The sequence below is a fragment of the Kitasatospora sp. NPDC017646 genome, assembly GCF_044329365.1.
Classification (GTDB): Bacteria; Actinomycetota; Actinomycetes; order Streptomycetales; family Streptomycetaceae; genus Kitasatospora.
The window spans coordinates 1-16,198 of sequence record NZ_JBIRJC010000081.1 but is presented as its reverse complement, the minus strand read 5'-3'; the positions used below and the strand labels follow the sequence as shown (position 1 = coordinate 16,198).

At 69.6% G+C, this 16,198-nt stretch carries 18 protein-coding genes; 11 read left to right on the top strand and 7 right to left on the bottom strand.

All coding sequences use genetic code 11. The features are described from left to right. Window positions 1-183 precede the first annotated feature (183 nt). Together ACH4J0_RS41610 and ACH4J0_RS41605 are read right to left on the bottom strand one after the other, a co-directional pair. Window positions 184-927, bottom strand: coding sequence for a hypothetical protein (locus ACH4J0_RS41610; protein WP_396246406.1), 744 nt, complete (start codon window positions 925-927; stop codon window positions 184-186). Between the two features lie 194 nt (window positions 928-1,121). After that, window positions 1,122-2,699, bottom strand: coding sequence for an SMI1/KNR4 family protein (locus ACH4J0_RS41605; protein WP_396246405.1), 1,578 nt, complete (start codon window positions 2,697-2,699; stop codon window positions 1,122-1,124). Window positions 2,700-3,027: 328 nt separating this feature from the next. Here ACH4J0_RS41605 and ACH4J0_RS41600 point away from each other — a divergent pair, with 328 nt between their 5' ends. The 4 genes from ACH4J0_RS41600 to ACH4J0_RS41585 all read left to right on the top strand — a co-directional run bounded on the left by ACH4J0_RS41600 (window position 3,028) and on the right by ACH4J0_RS41585 (window position 5,037). After that, window positions 3,028-3,231 carry a hypothetical protein gene (locus ACH4J0_RS41600; RefSeq protein WP_396246404.1) on the top strand — a complete coding sequence of 68 codons (204 nt, stop codon included), beginning with the start codon at window positions 3,028-3,030 and terminating at the stop codon, window positions 3,229-3,231. Between the two features lie 110 nt (window positions 3,232-3,341). Further along, on the top strand, window positions 3,342-4,115 hold the full coding sequence (locus tag ACH4J0_RS41595) for a hypothetical protein (RefSeq protein ID WP_396246403.1): 774 nt from the start codon (window positions 3,342-3,344) through the stop codon (window positions 4,113-4,115). A 106-nt stretch (window positions 4,116-4,221) separates the two neighbouring features. After that, on the top strand, window positions 4,222-4,767 hold the full coding sequence (locus ACH4J0_RS41590; RefSeq protein WP_396246402.1) for a hypothetical protein: 546 nt from the start codon (window positions 4,222-4,224) through the stop codon (window positions 4,765-4,767). Window positions 4,768-4,899: 132 nt separating this feature from the next. Next, window positions 4,900-5,037, top strand: a complete 138-nt coding sequence (locus tag ACH4J0_RS41585; RefSeq protein ID WP_396246401.1) for a hypothetical protein — start codon at window positions 4,900-4,902, stop codon at window positions 5,035-5,037. A 283-nt stretch (window positions 5,038-5,320) separates the two neighbouring features. Here the strand turns inward: ACH4J0_RS41585 and ACH4J0_RS41580 are convergent, their stop codons facing one another. Beyond that, on the bottom strand, window positions 5,321-6,799 hold the full coding sequence (locus ACH4J0_RS41580; RefSeq protein WP_396246400.1) for an FtsX-like permease family protein: 1,479 nt from the start codon (window positions 6,797-6,799) through the stop codon (window positions 5,321-5,323). A 46-nt stretch (window positions 6,800-6,845) separates the two neighbouring features. On the opposite strand from ACH4J0_RS41580, the gene ACH4J0_RS41575 reads away from it, so the two are divergent. Together ACH4J0_RS41575 and ACH4J0_RS41570 are read left to right on the top strand one after the other, a co-directional pair. Further along, a complete protein-coding gene (locus ACH4J0_RS41575; protein ID WP_396246399.1) occupies window positions 6,846-7,496 on the top strand; it encodes a sensor histidine kinase in 651 nt (216 codons plus the stop codon). Continuing rightward, the gene (locus ACH4J0_RS41570) at window positions 7,493-8,176 is read left to right on the top strand and encodes a response regulator (protein ID WP_396246398.1); all 684 of its coding nucleotides are present in this window, start codon (window positions 7,493-7,495) and stop codon (window positions 8,174-8,176) included. The genes ACH4J0_RS41575 and ACH4J0_RS41570 overlap by 4 nt, the downstream gene beginning before the upstream one ends. A 326-nt stretch (window positions 8,177-8,502) precedes the next feature. Here ACH4J0_RS41570 and ACH4J0_RS41565 read toward each other — a convergent pair whose 3' ends face one another. Beyond that, window positions 8,503-9,288, bottom strand: a complete 786-nt coding sequence (locus tag ACH4J0_RS41565; RefSeq protein WP_396246397.1) for a hypothetical protein — start codon at window positions 9,286-9,288, stop codon at window positions 8,503-8,505. 463 nt (window positions 9,289-9,751) lie between these two features. Here ACH4J0_RS41565 and ACH4J0_RS41560 point away from each other — a divergent pair, with 463 nt between their 5' ends. From ACH4J0_RS41560 to ACH4J0_RS41540, 5 genes are all read left to right on the top strand, one after another. Beyond that, window positions 9,752-10,678: a hypothetical protein gene (locus ACH4J0_RS41560; protein WP_396246396.1), complete on the top strand. Its 927-nt coding sequence runs from the start codon at window positions 9,752-9,754 to the stop codon at window positions 10,676-10,678. A 275-nt stretch (window positions 10,679-10,953) separates the two neighbouring features. Further along, a complete protein-coding gene (locus ACH4J0_RS41555; RefSeq protein ID WP_396246395.1) occupies window positions 10,954-11,223 on the top strand; it encodes a hypothetical protein in 270 nt (89 codons plus the stop codon). A 335-nt stretch (window positions 11,224-11,558) separates the two neighbouring features. Next, window positions 11,559-12,713 (top strand): ParA family protein, encoded by a 1,155-nt coding sequence (locus ACH4J0_RS41550; RefSeq protein ID WP_030286800.1) that lies wholly within the window; start codon window positions 11,559-11,561, stop codon window positions 12,711-12,713. After that, the gene (locus tag ACH4J0_RS41545; RefSeq protein WP_396246394.1) at window positions 12,710-13,915 is read left to right on the top strand and encodes a ParB/RepB/Spo0J family partition protein; all 1,206 of its coding nucleotides are present in this window, start codon (window positions 12,710-12,712) and stop codon (window positions 13,913-13,915) included. The genes ACH4J0_RS41550 and ACH4J0_RS41545 overlap by 4 nt, the downstream gene beginning before the upstream one ends. A 108-nt stretch (window positions 13,916-14,023) precedes the next feature. After that, window positions 14,024-14,383 (top strand): VOC family protein, encoded by a 360-nt coding sequence (locus ACH4J0_RS41540; RefSeq protein WP_396246393.1) that lies wholly within the window; start codon window positions 14,024-14,026, stop codon window positions 14,381-14,383. Window positions 14,384-14,448: 65 nt separating this feature from the next. Here ACH4J0_RS41540 and ACH4J0_RS41535 read toward each other — a convergent pair whose 3' ends face one another. The 3 genes from ACH4J0_RS41535 to ACH4J0_RS41525 form a co-directional block, all read right to left on the bottom strand. Continuing rightward, window positions 14,449-15,210, bottom strand: coding sequence for a Tn3 family transposase (locus tag ACH4J0_RS41535; RefSeq protein ID WP_396246392.1), 762 nt, complete (start codon window positions 15,208-15,210; stop codon window positions 14,449-14,451). A gap of 156 nt (window positions 15,211-15,366) precedes the next feature. After that, the gene (locus ACH4J0_RS41530; RefSeq protein ID WP_396246391.1) at window positions 15,367-15,894 is read right to left on the bottom strand and encodes a hypothetical protein; all 528 of its coding nucleotides are present in this window, start codon (window positions 15,892-15,894) and stop codon (window positions 15,367-15,369) included. A 25-nt stretch (window positions 15,895-15,919) separates the two neighbouring features. Next, a partial coding sequence (locus ACH4J0_RS41525) for an integrase core domain-containing protein (protein ID WP_396246390.1) occupies window positions 15,920-16,198 on the bottom strand: 279 nt, incomplete at its 5' end.

The following is a 16,198-nucleotide window of genomic DNA, read 5'->3' as shown; positions in this document are numbered from 1 at the left end:
CCGTCGAGTACGAAGCCGCGTACTACAGCCAACAACAACCAAACCTGCAGGTCACAGCCACAACCTAGAGTCTCTACAGAACCCGCAGCGATTCAAGGTCCAGCTCCAGGTACCAGGCGTCGTCAGCCACGGAGTACATCGCGGTGATCGCGTAGTCGCGGCTCGGGTGCGTGACCATCGTTCTCATGCCTTCGGATCGATCGGCGGTGTGGTGTGGACCTCGGCGTCCGGGGCCAGCCGCAGACCGGCCGTGGCGAGGAAGTCGGTGAGGTCGATCCAGCCGCCGTTGGTTCCGTCGTCCCAACTGGTCCAGAGCTTCGACTCCTCGCCGTCCCAGGTGTCGACGTCCTCGCTCGGATGCTGCTCGACAGTCCCCTCGCCGTGCCGGTACCGCAGGTACAGGTACTGACCCGTGCTCGTCCAGGCGTCCCACTGCGACGGGCAGCCTCCGGAGGTCTGCACCACCCGCGCGAGGGTCACATCCTCGTGCAGGTGGGCCTCGACAGCGCCCAGATGCTGGTCGTGGGTGATGAGGAGGTCATCCACGAGACCGAGCAGGCGGACGCTGCCGCTGGGGAACTGGAGCGTGAGACCGGCCGTGAAGCTGACTCGGCCGTCGTTGTAGTCGATCTGCCGAACCGACCGGATCGCCTGTCCAACGAATTGGGTCACCGGAACATCCGGCGAATCGTCGATCACGGAGACGCTTCCGTGCTCCTCCATTGAGTACGGACCGTGCGGCTGGTCGGCCCGAAGGGACACGCCGGTCGAGGGTGTGTGGAACAGGACCGGGCCCAGCCCCTCCAGGTGAAGCCACAGGTGGACCAGCGATGGATCGTCGTCAGCGTAGTGATGCCAAGCCGTGGTCACCTTCAGCAGTCGCCTCCCGATCAGGTCGGCGGCAAACAGCTCCTCATCGTCGATCACCCGCCGATGCTCGCACGGCCTCACCCAGAGGACACCCCAATTCCTGACCGGTTGCCGCAACGGTGCCGACTCATAGCCGCTGAGCTGCGAAGACTCGGTCGTGAGTCCGCCTCAGGATCAGCGACCTCCCCAGAACCGGCCGTTTCTGTCTGGAGGGGCGCTTGCCTTCCACAAGGGTGATTGCGTGGAGGGACTCAACTGCCACTGGGCTCGTGGGTGCCGGCCATACGGAACGCGTCACCGCTGCCACGGCCGAGGCGAGCCGACCAGGCCAGCGCTTCGTCGAAACTGACATCGGCACCCGCCAGACGCGCGGCGGCGAGATTGGGAGGTGCGTTGCCTTCGTCCAGCAAGACGGACCACTGCTGTGCGGTAAGGGCCAGGTAGCGCAGGCCAGGGAGATCGGCCAGGACGGCGAGGGCTGTGGCGGCGGCGCGGGAAAGGTCCAGGCAGCGCAGGTTCGGGACGGTGCGCAACGGTGCGAGGTCCGTCGGGGCCGTGGTGCCCAGGTTCAGGGCGACAAGGTGGCGGTGGCCGACGAGGGGGAGCAGGTCGGTGCCGTCGAGGGTGACACGCAGGGCCTCGACGGGCAGGGCGCGGACCGGGGCCAGGTCGGTCGTGGCACCGTTGTAGTGGTGGAGCCGTCGCAGATTCGGGGCGGCGGTGAGCGGGGTGAGGTCAAGCGAGCCGGATAGGTCGTTGATATGGATGTCTTGGAGCGTCGGCGGGATCTCCGTCGGCATCTCGCTCACGACCTCGTTGTAGCCGGAGTCTCCGGCGGGCTCCAGAAAGCGGATGGAGCCGTCTATCACCTCGTAGGCGCCTTCTTCCAGCAGGTCCAGGTAGTGGCCGAGCAGTGAGGTCACCGAGTCCGCGACGTATTCCGGGTGGTGGTCGTAGTCGCGTCCCATCTGGATGACTTGACCCGGTTGGCCCTCGCGGGCGGGGGCGGTGTCCACGGCCAGGAAGTTGCCGTCCTGGCCGGAGGCGAAGGGAAGCCAGCCAGGGTGCCCGCCACAGCGCCGGACGGTGTCGGCGGGATCGGCGTCGAAGACGACCGCGTCCCACTCCAAGTCCCAGCCGAACCAGAGTGGTTCACTCCATTCGGCCTGGCATTCGACGAGGTCTTCCAACGACAGCCAGAGGTTGTTGCCGAATAGGTGGAGGTTCTCGTAGCCGTTGCCGTCGCCGTCGGCGATCAGGTACAGCGCCCGCAGGTCGGTGGGCAGTGAGGTGCCGAGGCGGCGTTCGGCCTCGTCGAGTGCGGTGGACGATGCGGGAGGCGGCAGTTGCTCGGGTTGCCCCAGGATCGATGCGCGGCGCTCCATGTATGCATGGAACCGGGCCACCGCCAGGTCTGGGTCGCCTGCTGGGTTGGCCGTTCCCGGCTCCTGCCGGAAGCCCGGTTGAGGCAGCTTGTAGTCGTGGTCGAGCACGATCTGGAAGCCGGCGCCGTACCCGTGGGCGTTGGTGACCGCATCCGGGAATGCGGCCAGGTCGAACTCTCCCGTTGGCCGCCACCGAACCTCTATGCCGGCGTGCTCCCAGCCCCGGCTGGCGCGAATGGCCTCCGCCAGGTTCAACAGCTCGGGGTAGAAGTCGTAGCGGCGGAACGGCTGCCAGGGCTCCCCGGCTACGGTGTATCCACCAGACCTCAAGCACACACCGACACCCGCAGTGAAGTTCAGCACCGCCTCGGTCCAGCCCTCCGGCGCGCGTCTGACGACGTCCGCGGCGATTCGCCGGATGACCTGCTCGGCCAGCTCAATCACGTCCCGTGCCCTCTCCTGTCGGCTTTGGCGGTCATCATCGCAGTGGGTCGTGACAGGGCACCCCACCGGTATTCGGGCTGGTAGGCGAGAGGCCGAACTTGGTGGCGATGGCCGCGCCGACCGGCCCCGGCACGCTCATCCGCGCGGTCCGACGTGGCGAGGCTGGCGTGGGCAGGCCTGACACGCTCGCCCGGCCGCCTCACCTCGTTCAGCCCCGCCGACTCGGCCGACGACCACGGACGAGTGAAACCAGCCGCTATCCCTTGCGCCACACCTGTTGCACTGCCTAGCTTTCTCGGTCATAGCCACTGAGCTGCGAGGACCCGATTTGGAGTCCGCCTCAGGATCGGCGACCACCCGAGAACTGCCGGTCTGTCTGCGTCGCAACGCGGAAAGGCCGGCGAACCGGCGGGTGCCGGACGACGTGCTGCGCTGGCAGCACCAGCTCGCCGTCGAAGCGCTCCCCGGCCTGGCCGACGAGGGCTTCGACGAGGTGCGTCTCTACCCGGCGGTCAGCGGCTCCGGGCGCTGACGCTGCACACCGGCCCCGCATCCCGGCCACCGGCACCCAGCTGGTGGCCGGGGCGCTCCGGTGCGCGGCGCGGCCGCCCGGCCGAACCCACTCCCACTCGGAGGTACCTGATGACCGAGCAGACGACCCGCGCCCGCCTGCTGAGCACCGCCCTCGACACCGCCGACAACATCGCCATCGTCGCCGCCGCGGCCGCCGCCGGCCTCACCACCTACCGCACTCTCGCCACCCGCCCGGCCGAGACCCGCTTCACCCTCGCCGCAGCCGCCGCCTGCCTCGCCGCCTGCCTCGCCGACCAGGCCACCACCCAGCTCCGCCGCCCGCTGCGCCAGCGCCTCGACGTCCCCGCCTACAGCTACGCCCCCGCCCCCGCCGTCACCGCTGCGCCCGCACCGGCGCCGTCGAGGGAACAGCTTGCCGAGGAGGTCGCCGCCGACGCCGCACACCGCGCCGCCACCGGCGCCCACGCCCTCGACCGCAGCGGCGGCAGCCTCACCCAGGCCACCAACTGGGTCGGCGCGCAGGACGGCACCGCAACGTGCGAGCTGCCCGGCGGCGCGCACCTGCTGTGCGTCCCCTCCCCCGCCGACCAGCACGGCTACAGCACCCGCACCTACCTCCTCGTCCGGGGCGACGAGAAGCCGCTCGAGGTCCACAGCATCAGCGAGCTGACCGCGCTCCTGGACGAGCTCGCCGCCGACCCGGCGCAGCCCAGCGGTAGCGAGGCCGAGGACGGTGACCCGTGGGCCGCTCTTGGCCAGAACCTCGCCATCGCCGAACTCTGCAGCCAGGCCCCCGGCGGCGACGACCGGGCCGACGAGGACGAGGACGAGGACGTCGACGTCGACCAGGAGGCGGAGGCCCACGCCGCCGGCCTGCTGTAGCCGACCGCTCCCGGCCGCCACCCGCCCCATCTGACCACCTGCCACAACCTGGCCCCGGCCCGCACCCCAGCGGGCCGGGGCCGACCCGTCGAAGGAGACATCGCAGATGACCACCCCCGCCCTGACCCAGGCCGGCCGCCGAGGCCTCTTCACCGCCGACCCCGCCGACCGGCTGCGCCCCGGCAGCCCGGACCGGCCCTGGGAGCTGTGGCTCACCGGCCCCGACACCCTGCTGGAGATGCCCGACCTCGCCACCGCGCTGATGTCCGCCGCCGAGCACACCGCCGCGGCCGCCGACCTGGACGACGGATCCTCGCTTGAGTCCGTCAGTCACGCCGTGGTCCTCCACCACGGCTACGCCTGGCGCCGCGAGGGCGCGGCCCGCTCGGGCACCGGCATCGCCGTCCCGTCGCTGTGCTGGACCGCCAAGTGCAGCATCTGCGGCGACGTCGTCGAGGACGAGTTCATCCCCCACCACGACGCCCCCGAAGCTGCCGCCGACGACGCCGTCGGCAGCCGCGAATGGGACGAGCTGCCCGACGGCCGGCTGGTCTGCGACCGCACCGACGACGCCCACGACGCCGCCCGCGCCCAAGCCCACACCGAGGTCGCCTCCGAGCAGCCGGACAAGAACCAGCTCACCTTCCTGTAGGCCCACCACCTCGATGGTTCAAATCCCAGCTCCCCGGTAGGCACCGCCCGGCCACGGCCGGCCCCGAAGGCCGGAACCCGGTCCGACGACGAGGCCGACCGCCTGCGCCGGGAGAACAGCGACCTGCGCAATTTGGTCTGCATCTACGCCGAGGCGATCCGCCAGCTGACCGTCGACAAGGCCGCCCTGGAGGATGAGCTGCAGGCGCTGAGCGGGGTGACCAGCCTCACCGAACGCCGCCTCCACAACGCGGACATCGGACAGAGCTGAAGGTCTCGCATGACCTCGATCGAGGTAGCCACCTGGGGCTTTCGGACCCGTCTCAGCGTCCGTGCCTTCGGGGTTGCGGGTGCGTGCTCGGTGGCGCTGGCCGGCTTGGTCCGAGATTCGTGCGGGCCGAGCCGGCTCGTCACGGAGGAGGATCGAGCGCCAGACCCGTTCCTGGAGTTCCCGGATACAGGGCCCGCAGGCGTACATCGGTGCCTGCGGGCCGGCCACGCTGGCGGGGGCGGCCCGCACGACTCGGGTCCACTGTGCGGACGAGCGACCGGTTCTACTCGGTCCGCAGCGCGGCGGCGGTCCGGGAGCGGGCCGCCCAGCCGGCCGGCAGCAGTGCTCCGAGCAGGGCGATCGCGATCCCGCCGGCCAGCAGCGGGAGCAGTATCCCGGCGGTGTAGACATGGGTCACGCTCGACGGCAGGTTCCTGCCGATCGCGCTCGCCATCTGGGTCAGCGTCACCTTCTCCACCGCCATCCCGATCGGGACCCCGATCAGCCCGGCGACCAGGCCGGTGAGACTCACCGAGGTCAGCACCATCGCGATGGTCTGCTTGGGCGTCATCCCGAGGGCCTTGAAGATCCCCAGGTCGTGGATCCGTTCCCGGGTGTCCTGCACCACGGTGTTCAGCACGCCGAGCGCGGCGACCGCGCTCATCATCAGTGTGAGGGTGGCCACCAGGGCGACCATGGTGAGCACCGTGATGTTCTCGTGCGTGATGTTCGGGGTGGCTTCGGCGTGCAGCGGGGTCAGCGCGGGGGCGGCCGAGGCGGACCAGTCCGGGCCGCTGACGTTGTCGGCCAGCTGGACGTAGAACTGGGTGATGTACGGCGTCAGACCGGCGGCGGTGAACGTGGCCGAATCGGTCATCACGATCCCGTTGCTGCTGGCGTCGAAGTCGATGCCGACGATCCGCAGCGGCAGTCGCTTGTTGTCCTGCTCCACGGTGACGGTGTCGCCGACGTGCATCCCGGCCGCCGAGGCCAGGTGGTCGTTGATCACGGCTTCGCCGGGGTTCTGGTACCAGCGGCCGTTAACCAGCCCCAGGTTGGTCCAGGACAGGTCGCCGGTGGTGGTGTCCACCTTCGTGTAGTCCCCCGTCGGCGCGCCGATCACGGTCGCGCCGCTGTCGCCCCAGCCGAACGCGGTCTTCGTGCCCGGGACCGAAGCGAGCGCGGAGGCCACCCCGGTGGAGTCCAAGTGGGGACTGCCAGGACCACCGCCGGGGGCGTGGAAGCCAGCGGGCGTGCCGGCGGGCACCACGAGCATCGACGCGGCGTTGAAGCCGCTGGTATCCGTGTCCGTGTACTTGGTGAACGCGGTCTCCAGCCCCACCGCGAAGGTGACGCTGACCGCGCCGAACAGCACCGCAGCGCCGACCAGCACGGCCCGGCCCGGTTTGGCGAACGGCTGGGCCAGTCCCAACGACATCGGCCGGGGCAGCGGCAGCCGGCTTGCCAGGCGCTGCGCGCCTTGGCCGCGCTTGGCCTTCGGGGCACGGCCGACGACCAGGGTCTGCACCGCCGGCATGCGGCCGGCCCGAAGTGCCGGGATGAGCGCGGTGATACCGACGATGACCAGGGTGCCGATCGGCACGACGAGGCTGACCCACACCGGCAGGCTGGCGTCGGCGGCACCGAGATCCTTGCTGGCTTTGCCCAGGACCGGAACGGCCAGCAGGTTGCCGAACAGCGTGCCGCCCACCACGCCGATCGTCGCCGGGATCAGGGCTTGTGCGGCGTAGGCGTGGGCCACCTGATACCTCGAAGCCCTGCACGAGCAGACCGAGGCCCGCGCCGTCATGGCCGAACGGCTGCGGATCGCCCGCGAACTGCACGACAGCGTCGCGCACAGCATCGGAATCATCACGGTGCTCTCGGGAGCGGCGGCGCGGGTCGTGGAGACCAAGCCCGAGCAGACCCGGCAGGCGCTGACCGGCATCGAGACCACCAGCCGCCAGACGCTGCTCGAGCTGCAGCGCATGCTCGGGGCGCTGCGCCGCGCCGAGCCCGACGAGGCCATGCCGGGGGCCGCTCCGTTGGCGCCGGCCGGCAGCCTGGCCGATATTCCGCGGCTCGCCGAACGCACGGCCGACGCCGGGGTGCGGGTCCAGGTGACCTGGTGGGGCGAGCGGCGTCCGCTGCCGCCGGAGATCGAGCTGTCGGCGTTCCGGATCGTCCAGGAGTCGGTGACGAACGTGGTGCGGCATTCCGGTGCGCGGACGTGCCGGGTCGCGGTGGGTTACGAGCCGGAAGGAGTGACGATCGAGGTGGTGGACGACGGGGACGACGGTGCCGGCGGGCCCGGCCGCCCGAGGCCCCCGGCGGCGGCCGGCGGGAGCGGTTTCGGCCTGCTCGGCATGCGCGAGCGGGTGTCGCTGCTGTCCGGTCAGTTCAGCGCGGGCCGGCGTCCCGAGGGCGGATTCCGGGTGGCGGCGAGGATTCCGGTATGAGTGTGCGGGTGCTGCTGGTTGACGACCAGCCGCTGATGCTGGTCGGGCTCGGGATCCTGATCGGCGACACCGACGACCTGGAGGTGGTCGGCGAGGCCGGCGACGGCCGCGAGGCGGTGCGCCTGGTGCGTGAGCTGCGGCCGGACGTCGTGGTGATGGACATCCGGATGCCGGGCATGGACGGGATCGAGGCGACCCGGCAGGCGACCGCCGAGCCGGACCCGCCCAAGGTGCTGGTGCTGACGACCTTTGACGACGACGAGTACGTCTACGGCGCACTGCGCGCCGGTGCCAGCGGATTCCTGCTCAAGAGCATGGCCTTGGACGCGATCCTGGACGCGATCCGCGTGGTGGCGGCCGGCGACGCGTTGATCGCGCCGAGCGTGACCCGACGGCTGATCGCCGACTTCGCCGGAACGTCCGGCCCCGCGGCCCCCGCACCGGACGCCGAGCCCGCCGCGGACCCACGTCTCATCGCGGGGATCACCGACCGGGAACGCGAGGTGCTGGCACTGGTCGGGCAGGGACTGTCGAACGCTGAGATAGCCGAGCGGCTGGTGATCAGCGCGGCGACCGCGAAGACCCATGTCGCGCGTCTGTTCGCCAAACTCGAAGCTCGGGACCGCGTCCACCTGGCGATCACCGCCTTCGAAGCCGGACTCGTGCCGCGTAGACGGTAGGGCAGGACGAGAAGAACGATCGAGACCACGAGTTCGCCGCGTTCCAGACGCGCCAGCAAACCCACCTGGGTGAAGTGCTGCGGGGCGGACAACGGACAAAACTGAGAGACCCCCATAACGTCACGGCCCGCCACCGCCGCTACCACCCCGCCATCGCGGCCTGGCTGAACAGCCACGGATTCGACGCCATCGTCGACGAGGACCCCGACCGCGCCTACTGGCTCGTTGTCGCTGCTTAGTTGCAGTGTCTCTTTATGTGCTTTCGGCACCTTTGAGCTGCCTGTTTGCGCGTTGCAGTGGGCCGAGTCGGGGGGAAGAGAGAGGACCTAACGCTTCGCCGTGCCAGCGATGAACTCGTCCCAGGTGCCGACGGTTTCGGCCGGGGGTGCCGTGATGGCCGGGACGGTGCCGAAGTCCGAGTACTCCTCGAAGACCTGGGCCTGGCCCTTGCTGCCGGTGGTGACCTGCTGCGACTTTAGGACGAGGTCGTCCTTACCGACCCAGATGTCGAGGACCGCCGAGGTTTCGCCCCGCCGCTTGGCCAACTGGACGTAGTAGTCGCGCACTTCGTCCTTGATGGCGGGCCCGGTGTAGCGGGCCAGCTCCTCGAAGACCACCGTGCCGCGGTAGTGGTCGGCCGCTCGGCCGCCCACCTGCTCCTCGCCGACCCACGAGGTGGACCCGGTGGCGGCGAGCGCGCCCGCGACCTCGTTGATGGACCCTGCCGCCCGCGCGTTGGAGGGGCCGCTGCTCGCCGGCTTGTCCATGCGGTACCAGCTCTTGCCCGGGATCTGGTCCGACTTGATATAGGCCGCGTCGCCCGTGACGATCACCTGGTTGACGCCGGTGGGGTTGTCCGCGCTCTTCTTCCCCGACGACGTGATGGACGAGGCGTACGGCTGCTGCTGGAAGAGCATCTCGGACTTGTCGGAGCCGCCCTCCCCCGTCTGGATCGTCCGGTACGAGGCCTGTTCTGCGGTCTTCTTGGCCGCGGCCATCAGCACGGTCGGAGCGTCGGTCCGCTTGTTCGCGGCCTTGTCCCCGGCCGGGCTCGCCCCAGCCGCGCTGCTGTGGGACTCTCCGCCGCAGCCCGCCAGAACCATCGTGAGCACCGCTCCTGCGGCCGCCGCCGCGATGCCCCTCCCCGTCACTCGCACAGCTCTGGTTCCTTCTCAGTTGTTTCGGAATTGGCGATGTTCATTATTGTTTGCGCAGGTCAGGCTGCCAAATGAATTAGATCGTCCACCTCCCGGAGCCCCGCCCGGTGGAACGGGACGGGGCTGTCCGAGCTGAGGGGGGCGGGTGCGAGCGCGGGTGCCCGTAGGGTCCCTGCCATGCCTACCGAGAGCGAGACCCGGAACAGCCCGAAGCACTGGTAAGAGTGCACCGGCGTGTACGACTTCCTGAAGCAGGTGCGGCTCCGCCCCGGCATGTGGCTGCCCGACGGCTCGCTGCGGCCCCGGAGTCGCTACTGACCGGCTATCGGGTGGCGTTGGGTGTCCACCGGGCCGAGGGCGAGACATGTTGCTCGCGGGACACAGGCGTGCCGGAACAAGGCACGGCGCGCCCCTGCTGGTGACCAACAAGAAACTCGGCGGAGCGATCTACATCGACGACCGCGGCCTGTGCTTCGAAGGCGACTGGGACACCGCCCTCCCCGAAGCGCTGCGCCGCATCGGCGAGCTGCCCGAAGCGGTGGCGCAGCCCGCCGCCGACGTCCCCGCGCTGACGATCCGCCAGCCGTGGCTGGCCGCGATCCTCGCCGGCGACAAGGCAATCGAGAACCGCAGCTGGCCGACCCGGCACCGCGGCCCGGTCGTGTTGCACGCCGCTCGCGCCCGCGACGGCCAGGCCGACCCGCTCGTCCGCGCCGTCCTCGCCCGCCCCGGCGCCCCCGCGCTGACGACCGGCGCCCTGGTCGCCACCGCCCGCGTCACCGACTGCCACCGCGACACCGGCTGCTGCCGGCCCTGGGGCCTGCCCGGCCTGTGGCACTGGACCCTCGCCGACGTCCAAGCCCTCGCCGACCCGATCCCCGCCGCCGGCCGCCTCGGCCTCTGGCGGCTCGATCCCGGCAAGCACGCCATGCTCCACCGCCGCCAGACCGCCGTCCTGCCCGCCCTCCGCCCACCGCTGATCTGCCCGGCCTACGCGGAGCGGGTCCGTCGACCGGGCGAAGGCCGGTCGCGAACGGAGGACCGTGACGCCACCTACGGTGCTGCAGCGGAGGCGCCCACCGGGTCCGCTCCCCCGGCTGCGACATCGGCTACCTGTGTTGTCCGCGGACAACACGACGGCCGACTGCGGCTTGGCGGCAGTCGGCTCTGCGGCCAGGGTGGAATGTTGTCCGCGGACAACATCCTGGGCCCTTCGCCCTGCGCGACGCGCTTGGCCCGCTCCTCCTCCTTGATCTGTTCTTCAAAGGCGAGGAGGTCGTCGACGGTCAGCTACTTGTTGTCCGTGAAGGCGCGGGCCAGACCCAGCCGTAGCGTTCGGCCATGACTGCTCGCACCTGTGGCGCGACCTGGCCCGCGACCCGCAGCCCCACTCAGGACACGCCACCGGTGCCCTGACCACCACCTTCGCGCGACCCGCATCTCCAATGGCCCGCTTCCCGGCATCTGCTGGCGAAGCGGGCCTTTTGCGTTTCCGGCCGGCCTGCGGCTCATAGACCTCTGGGGTCCGTCGTGTGGCTGAAACGGCGGTCTCGCCCGGCTCTACGCCTGGCCTCACCGTGCACACAGGGCCCGCACGCGGCCCAGGTGAGGAGACGACTCATGCCCACCAACCCGACCGCCGCCACAACTACTGTCTCGCTCCGTGCCAGAGCCCGCGCTTGGCAGGGCATCGCCTTGGGCTGCATCGCGGTCGCGCTCCAGCGCACCGTTGCGGGCGCCGGGATCCGACAGAAGTACAAGGCTCATCGTGACCGCCTTATCCGCGCCGCCCTGCGTCGGGACGTCCCGATTCACCGCCTCGCCGAACAGCTGCGCCTGGCTCCCGCAACGATCCGTGCCATCAACCGCGGAGAGCGGACCGCAGAGTAGTCGTCAGTCCTGCCGGTGGGACGTGCTGCTCCGCGAACCCGTCTGCGAGGGTTCCGCTCCTCTTGTCGGGAGCGGGGCCTTCGGCGTTTCGATCCCGAATGTTGTCCGCGGACAACGTCCCTATGGGCACGGCTCCGTCCCTGTTCGTGTTGTCCGCGGCCAACACAGATGTCCGAGGGGCGTCACTTGCAGTGGGTTGATCCGGTTGGTAGCGGCCGATGTTGTCCGCGGACAACATCGGTGCGGCAGAGGAAGATCTCGGAATCGGATGGAAAGTCTGAATTGCCCTGTGTCATGTGGGCTGACATAGGGCCAGAGGTTAGTAAACTCCCCCCATGACCGCACCATCCATGCCCGATGACCGGGACAAGGTAGTTACCAAACTCCCTCAGCAGTTGCGCAGGGAGCTGAAGATCCGCGCCGCTACCGTCGGGATCCCTATCCAGGACGCTGTCACCCAGGGCATCCAGGCATGGCGGGAGGCCGCTCACCCGCTTGACCTGATCGACACCGCCCGCTCCGACTCGTTCTCCACCTACGTTCCCTCCGCGCTGTACAAGGGCTTCCGCGAGGACTGCTCGGGCCGTGGACTCCCGTACAACCAGGGCCTCGCCCAGGCGATTCGACTGTGGTTGGACGCTAACCCGCTTCCCCACCGCAGCCGTCCGCAGACCGGAGCCCGGCGGGTGGCCTTCGGCAACCAGAAGGGCGGCGTCGGCAAGACGGCCATGTCCGCCGGAGTCGGCCAGGCACTAGCCGAGATGGGCTACCGGGTCTGCCTGGTCGACTTCGACCCCCAGGGCCACCTCACCAAGCAGTTCGGCCACGATCACCTCCCCATCAAGGGCGACAGCCTCGTCAAGAACATGTGCGGCGAACGCCAGGCTGACCTGCGCGACTTGCTCATCGAGATCCCTGGCGAGACGTTCGGAGATCGCCTGCACCTCTTGCCGGCCTGCACCGACGGCTTCCTCCTCGACGCCAAGCTCGTCTCCTCGCGAGAGATCCGCGTCAAGGAGACCGCACTCGAGAAGGCCCTTACCGCCGTCGAGCGCGAATTTGACTTCGTGATCGTTGACTGCCCTCCGAGCCTCGGCTACGCGATGGACAACGCGATCTACTACGCGCGCACCCGTGAGGGCGAGCCCGAAGGAAGCTCCGGGATCGTGATCCCAGTGCAGGCCGAGGACTCCTCCGCCGACGCCTACACCCTTCTGCGTGAGCAGATCGACTCCCTCTGCGACGACCTCGACATCCAGGTGTACGACCTGGGCTTCGTCGTCAACCTCTATGACGTCCGCAAGGGGTACGTCGTGACCTCCTCTCTCGACGCCTGGAAGAGCCTCGGCCACCCCGAGGTGATCGCTGTCGTGAATGACCTGAAAGACCAGCGCGAGGCCGTGCGGATGAAGACGCCGCTGCTCGTGCACGCACCCGACAGTGACCAGGCCGAGGTCATGCGCGACATCGCGAGGAGGATCGCCCGATGAAGGCAGCCGACCGACTCGGGACCGGAGGCGCGTTCGGGGCCATCAGCCGCACCCCCCGCAGCGAGCGGGGTCGGGCCAAGGCCCAGGCCGAAGGGTCAATCCCGGACTACGAGATCCAGCGCATCCCCTTGGCCAGGGTCGCTCTGTGCCCGATGAACCCGCGTCGCTACTACGGCACCGAGGAGCAGCGCGAAGCCCTCGGGCAGAGCCTGGCGAAGAAGCAGACCACGGCCTGTGTCGCGGTAACCCGCGCCGCCTACCTCGCCCTGTGGCCTAGCCATGTGCGCCTCATCAGCGAGGAAGCCGAGTTCGTCCTCCTCAACGGCGAGCGTCGTTGCCGCTCCGCTGCGCAGGTGGGGCTCGAGGTTCTCGACTTCGTGGTCCGTGACGACCTGGCGACCAGCCCGGCCGACTTCATGGACTACCTCATGGCCGAGAACGAGGACCGCGAGGACTTCAACATCATCGAGCGGGCCATGGGCCTCGAGCAGCTCCTCAAGGCCTGTGACGGCAACGCCGCCGAGGTCGCCCGCCGCCGCGGCCGCGACCGATCCTGGGTGGGCAACCAGATCCTGCTCCTGACCCTCCCCTCTGCGATCCAGGACCGGCTGGCCAGCGGCGAGATGGCCGAACGCTACGGCCGACGCCTGGCCCGGGCCTACAAGGACGACAAGTCGCTGACCACCGACGACCTCCTGGCCCTCGAAGAGCGGCTCAAGGAGGAAGAGCGCGCCAAGCGAATCGCCTCACGAGATGCTCTCAAGATGTTGTCCGCGGACAACACCTCTGCCGCGCTCGCACAGCCCGCTGTTGCTGAGCCATCGCAGGCCTCCGTGTTGTCCGCGGACAACACGGAGCCAGCGAGCGCATCGACAGGGAGAGAAGTTCCGGCAGCGGCGGCCGCATTGGAGCGGGAGGTGTTGTCCGCGGACAACACGAGGCAACCCGTGGCGCTGCCGGACGGGCAGACTGACGCGCTGGTGGTGCCTGCTAAGCAGAATCCTGCCGGTAGTCCCGTCGACGCCCAGCAGGCCCCGCTGCCGAGGCAGACGCCTGCCCTGAACCCGGTTCCTTCCCTCACGGCGTACCAGCTCGTACGAGCGCTTGGAGAAACCGTCGAAGAGCAAGCCGCGACCCTTCGCGCGGGGCTGGACACTGATGGGTTCCTCGCCCTGCTCGAAGCATTGCACTCTCACGCCTAGGTCCGCTTGATCTTCATCCCGCACCGCTCTCGATGTTGTCCGCGGACAACACGTGGCCCGGCGTCCGCCGGGGCCGGAGACTCCAGCGAGGACACTTTGGAGGAGCCTGTGTTCAACAGCGTTCGGATCGTGATGACCTTCGCCGCGGACCCCGAGGCGTCGGCCCGGTGGTGGGGCGAACTCCTGGACGTCCCGGTGAAGGTCGACGTGAGCGACAGCGGGGCGGTCTACGCCTGGGTGGAGCACGACGGGGTCGAGCTGGGCTTCCACCCGGCGGACGACGAGCGCAACCCCCGGGGCAGCAGCCCGGTCGTGTACTGGGGCGTGGACGACGTCGACGGGGCCCGGGAACGGCTGTTGGCGGCGGGCTGCGAGCACCACCGCGGCCCGCTGACCATCGAGCCGGGTCGGCGCATCGCCCAGCTGCGCGACCCGTTCGGCACGATCGTCGGCATCGAGGGCCCGTAGAGCGCGCCGGAGGCCCGGTGCCCCGCTGATCACCAGGATTCAGCGGGGCACCGGGCCTTCGGCGTTCACCGGTCCAGGCCGTGCAGGCTCTCCAGCCCGGTGGCCGCCGCGTACGCTCGCAAGGAGGACTTCAATGAGCGGGCCGTCCAGGAGGCGCCTCGGGCTGCGGTGGCGTCCAGGTACAGGCCCAGCACCCGGTCCGGGCTGATCTCGTGTCCGGCCTGGCGCAGGACGGCGGGCAGGGTGGTGGCGTTCACCAGCTTCACCAGCGCCCCGCGCAGGTTGGTCCGGTTCACGAACAGGTGCCGGATGCGCCGCAGCACCGCCTCGCTCTCACCGTGCTTGCCGGTGACCGCCACCCGCTTGATGCCCATGTTGGTGCCCAGCGCGAACAGCACCAGCAGCAGCCGGCGTCGCAGCACCTCCCTGGGCAGGGCCTCCCTGGACGCGACCGAGGCGAACTCGCCGGTGAAGCCGGTAGCGAACTCAGCCTCCTTGAGGATGTCGATCAGGTCGATCGTCCCCCAACGCCTCTCGATCTCGGCCTTCAAGGCGACCAGGTTCTCCGGCTCCTCCTGCTTGCCCAGCGGGGAGACCTTGATCCACGGCTCACCGTGCTTGCGGGTGATCTCCACCCCGCCCGTGGTCCCCAGCTCCAACGCGTTGTCGAACCGGGTCAGAGCCTCCCGGAGCTTCTTCTGCAGGGCGTCGATGAACTCGCCCGGGTCCAGCGGTTGGCGGATCGCCCCGTAGTGCACGTCCCGGTTGTCCTCGAAGTCCGGCGGCAGGTCGTCTTCTGGGTTGCGCCACCGACTCGCGCCGGCCACCCAGCGCCTCCAGCACGGCGGCGGTGACCGGGTCCGGTCCGGCTGGATGCAGCAGCGCGACGGTCGGGCCGGTGCTGGTGGGAAGAATCTCGCCCTCCACCGGTCCGGCCCCGATCGGCTCGGCGGTCATCGCGGAGTCCTCCTCCAGGTCGCGGGTCAGCTTCCGTCGTTGATCGCGTCGTACATGCAGGTGGCGCAGGCGAGTTCGTTCTCGGTGGGCTGGAACGGCTCACCGCACCTGGTGCACTCCTCCAGCTCCGAGAAGTTCTCGCCGCAGAAGAAGCACAGGGCAACCGAGCTTTTCGGGTCGGCGGCGGTGACCGCTTCGAGGACCAGCGCCTCCATGTCACAGTTCGGGCACCACTCGACTGGCTCCTCCCGACCGCCGCGTGCCACCGAGGTCCAGTCGTGGCCGAGGACATCCTCCGCGTAGGACACCGCCGCAACATCGGGATCCCGCCGGTAGTGGCAGTAGAGGCAGCGGGCGTTCTCCTCGTCTCCCACGATCAGGGCGAACTGGTTGCAGGTGGGGCACTGGACGGTGCGGGGCTTCACGGGGTCCAGCTCGGGGCGGAGCCGCGCCATCCGGGCCTTCACGTAGCCGCGGATATCGTCGAGGCCATCACGAAGGCGTGCCATCTCCATGTGTATGTCCGCGTTCGGCGGGGAGATGCGGTCTGTCAATCCCCAGTAATCGTGGAGTCCTCCGCTATGCGGCCTGGGCCTCCTGATGAGCCTCGGCTCGTGTCTTGCTGATGATCCGTTCGAACTCCACGGGTGGCAGGCCGCCGGCCGCGCTGTGTCGGCGACGGGTGTTGTAGAAGTCGGCGATCCAGGTCGCGATCTTCAAGCGGGCCTCTGCGCGGGTGGCGAAGCGCTGCCGGTGGATGTATTCGACCTTGATCGTGGAGTGGAAGCTCTCGGCCGCGGCGTTGTCGAGTGCCGACCCGACGCGCCCCATGGACTGGACGACGCCGAGCCTGTCGCA

What these genes read in the sequence shown, in the direction of transcription:
- ACH4J0_RS41595 (WP_396246403.1), top strand. Translation starts at nt 3,342, where the DNA reads ATGACCGAGCAGACGACCCGCGCCCGCCTGCTGAGCACCGCCCTCGAC.
- ACH4J0_RS41590 (WP_396246402.1), top strand. Translation starts at nt 4,222, where the DNA reads ATGACCACCCCCGCCCTGACCCAGGCCGGCCGCCGAGGCCTCTTCACC.
- ACH4J0_RS41575 (WP_396246399.1), top strand. Translation starts at nt 6,846, where the DNA reads ATGGCCGAACGGCTGCGGATCGCCCGCGAACTGCACGACAGCGTCGCG.
- ACH4J0_RS41570 (WP_396246398.1), top strand. Translation starts at nt 7,493, where the DNA reads ATGAGTGTGCGGGTGCTGCTGGTTGACGACCAGCCGCTGATGCTGGTC.
- ACH4J0_RS41555 (WP_396246395.1), top strand. Translation starts at nt 10,954, where the DNA reads ATGCCCACCAACCCGACCGCCGCCACAACTACTGTCTCGCTCCGTGCC.
- ACH4J0_RS41550 (WP_030286800.1), top strand. Translation starts at nt 11,559, where the DNA reads ATGACCGCACCATCCATGCCCGATGACCGGGACAAGGTAGTTACCAAA.
- ACH4J0_RS41545 (WP_396246394.1), top strand. Translation starts at nt 12,710, where the DNA reads ATGAAGGCAGCCGACCGACTCGGGACCGGAGGCGCGTTCGGGGCCATC.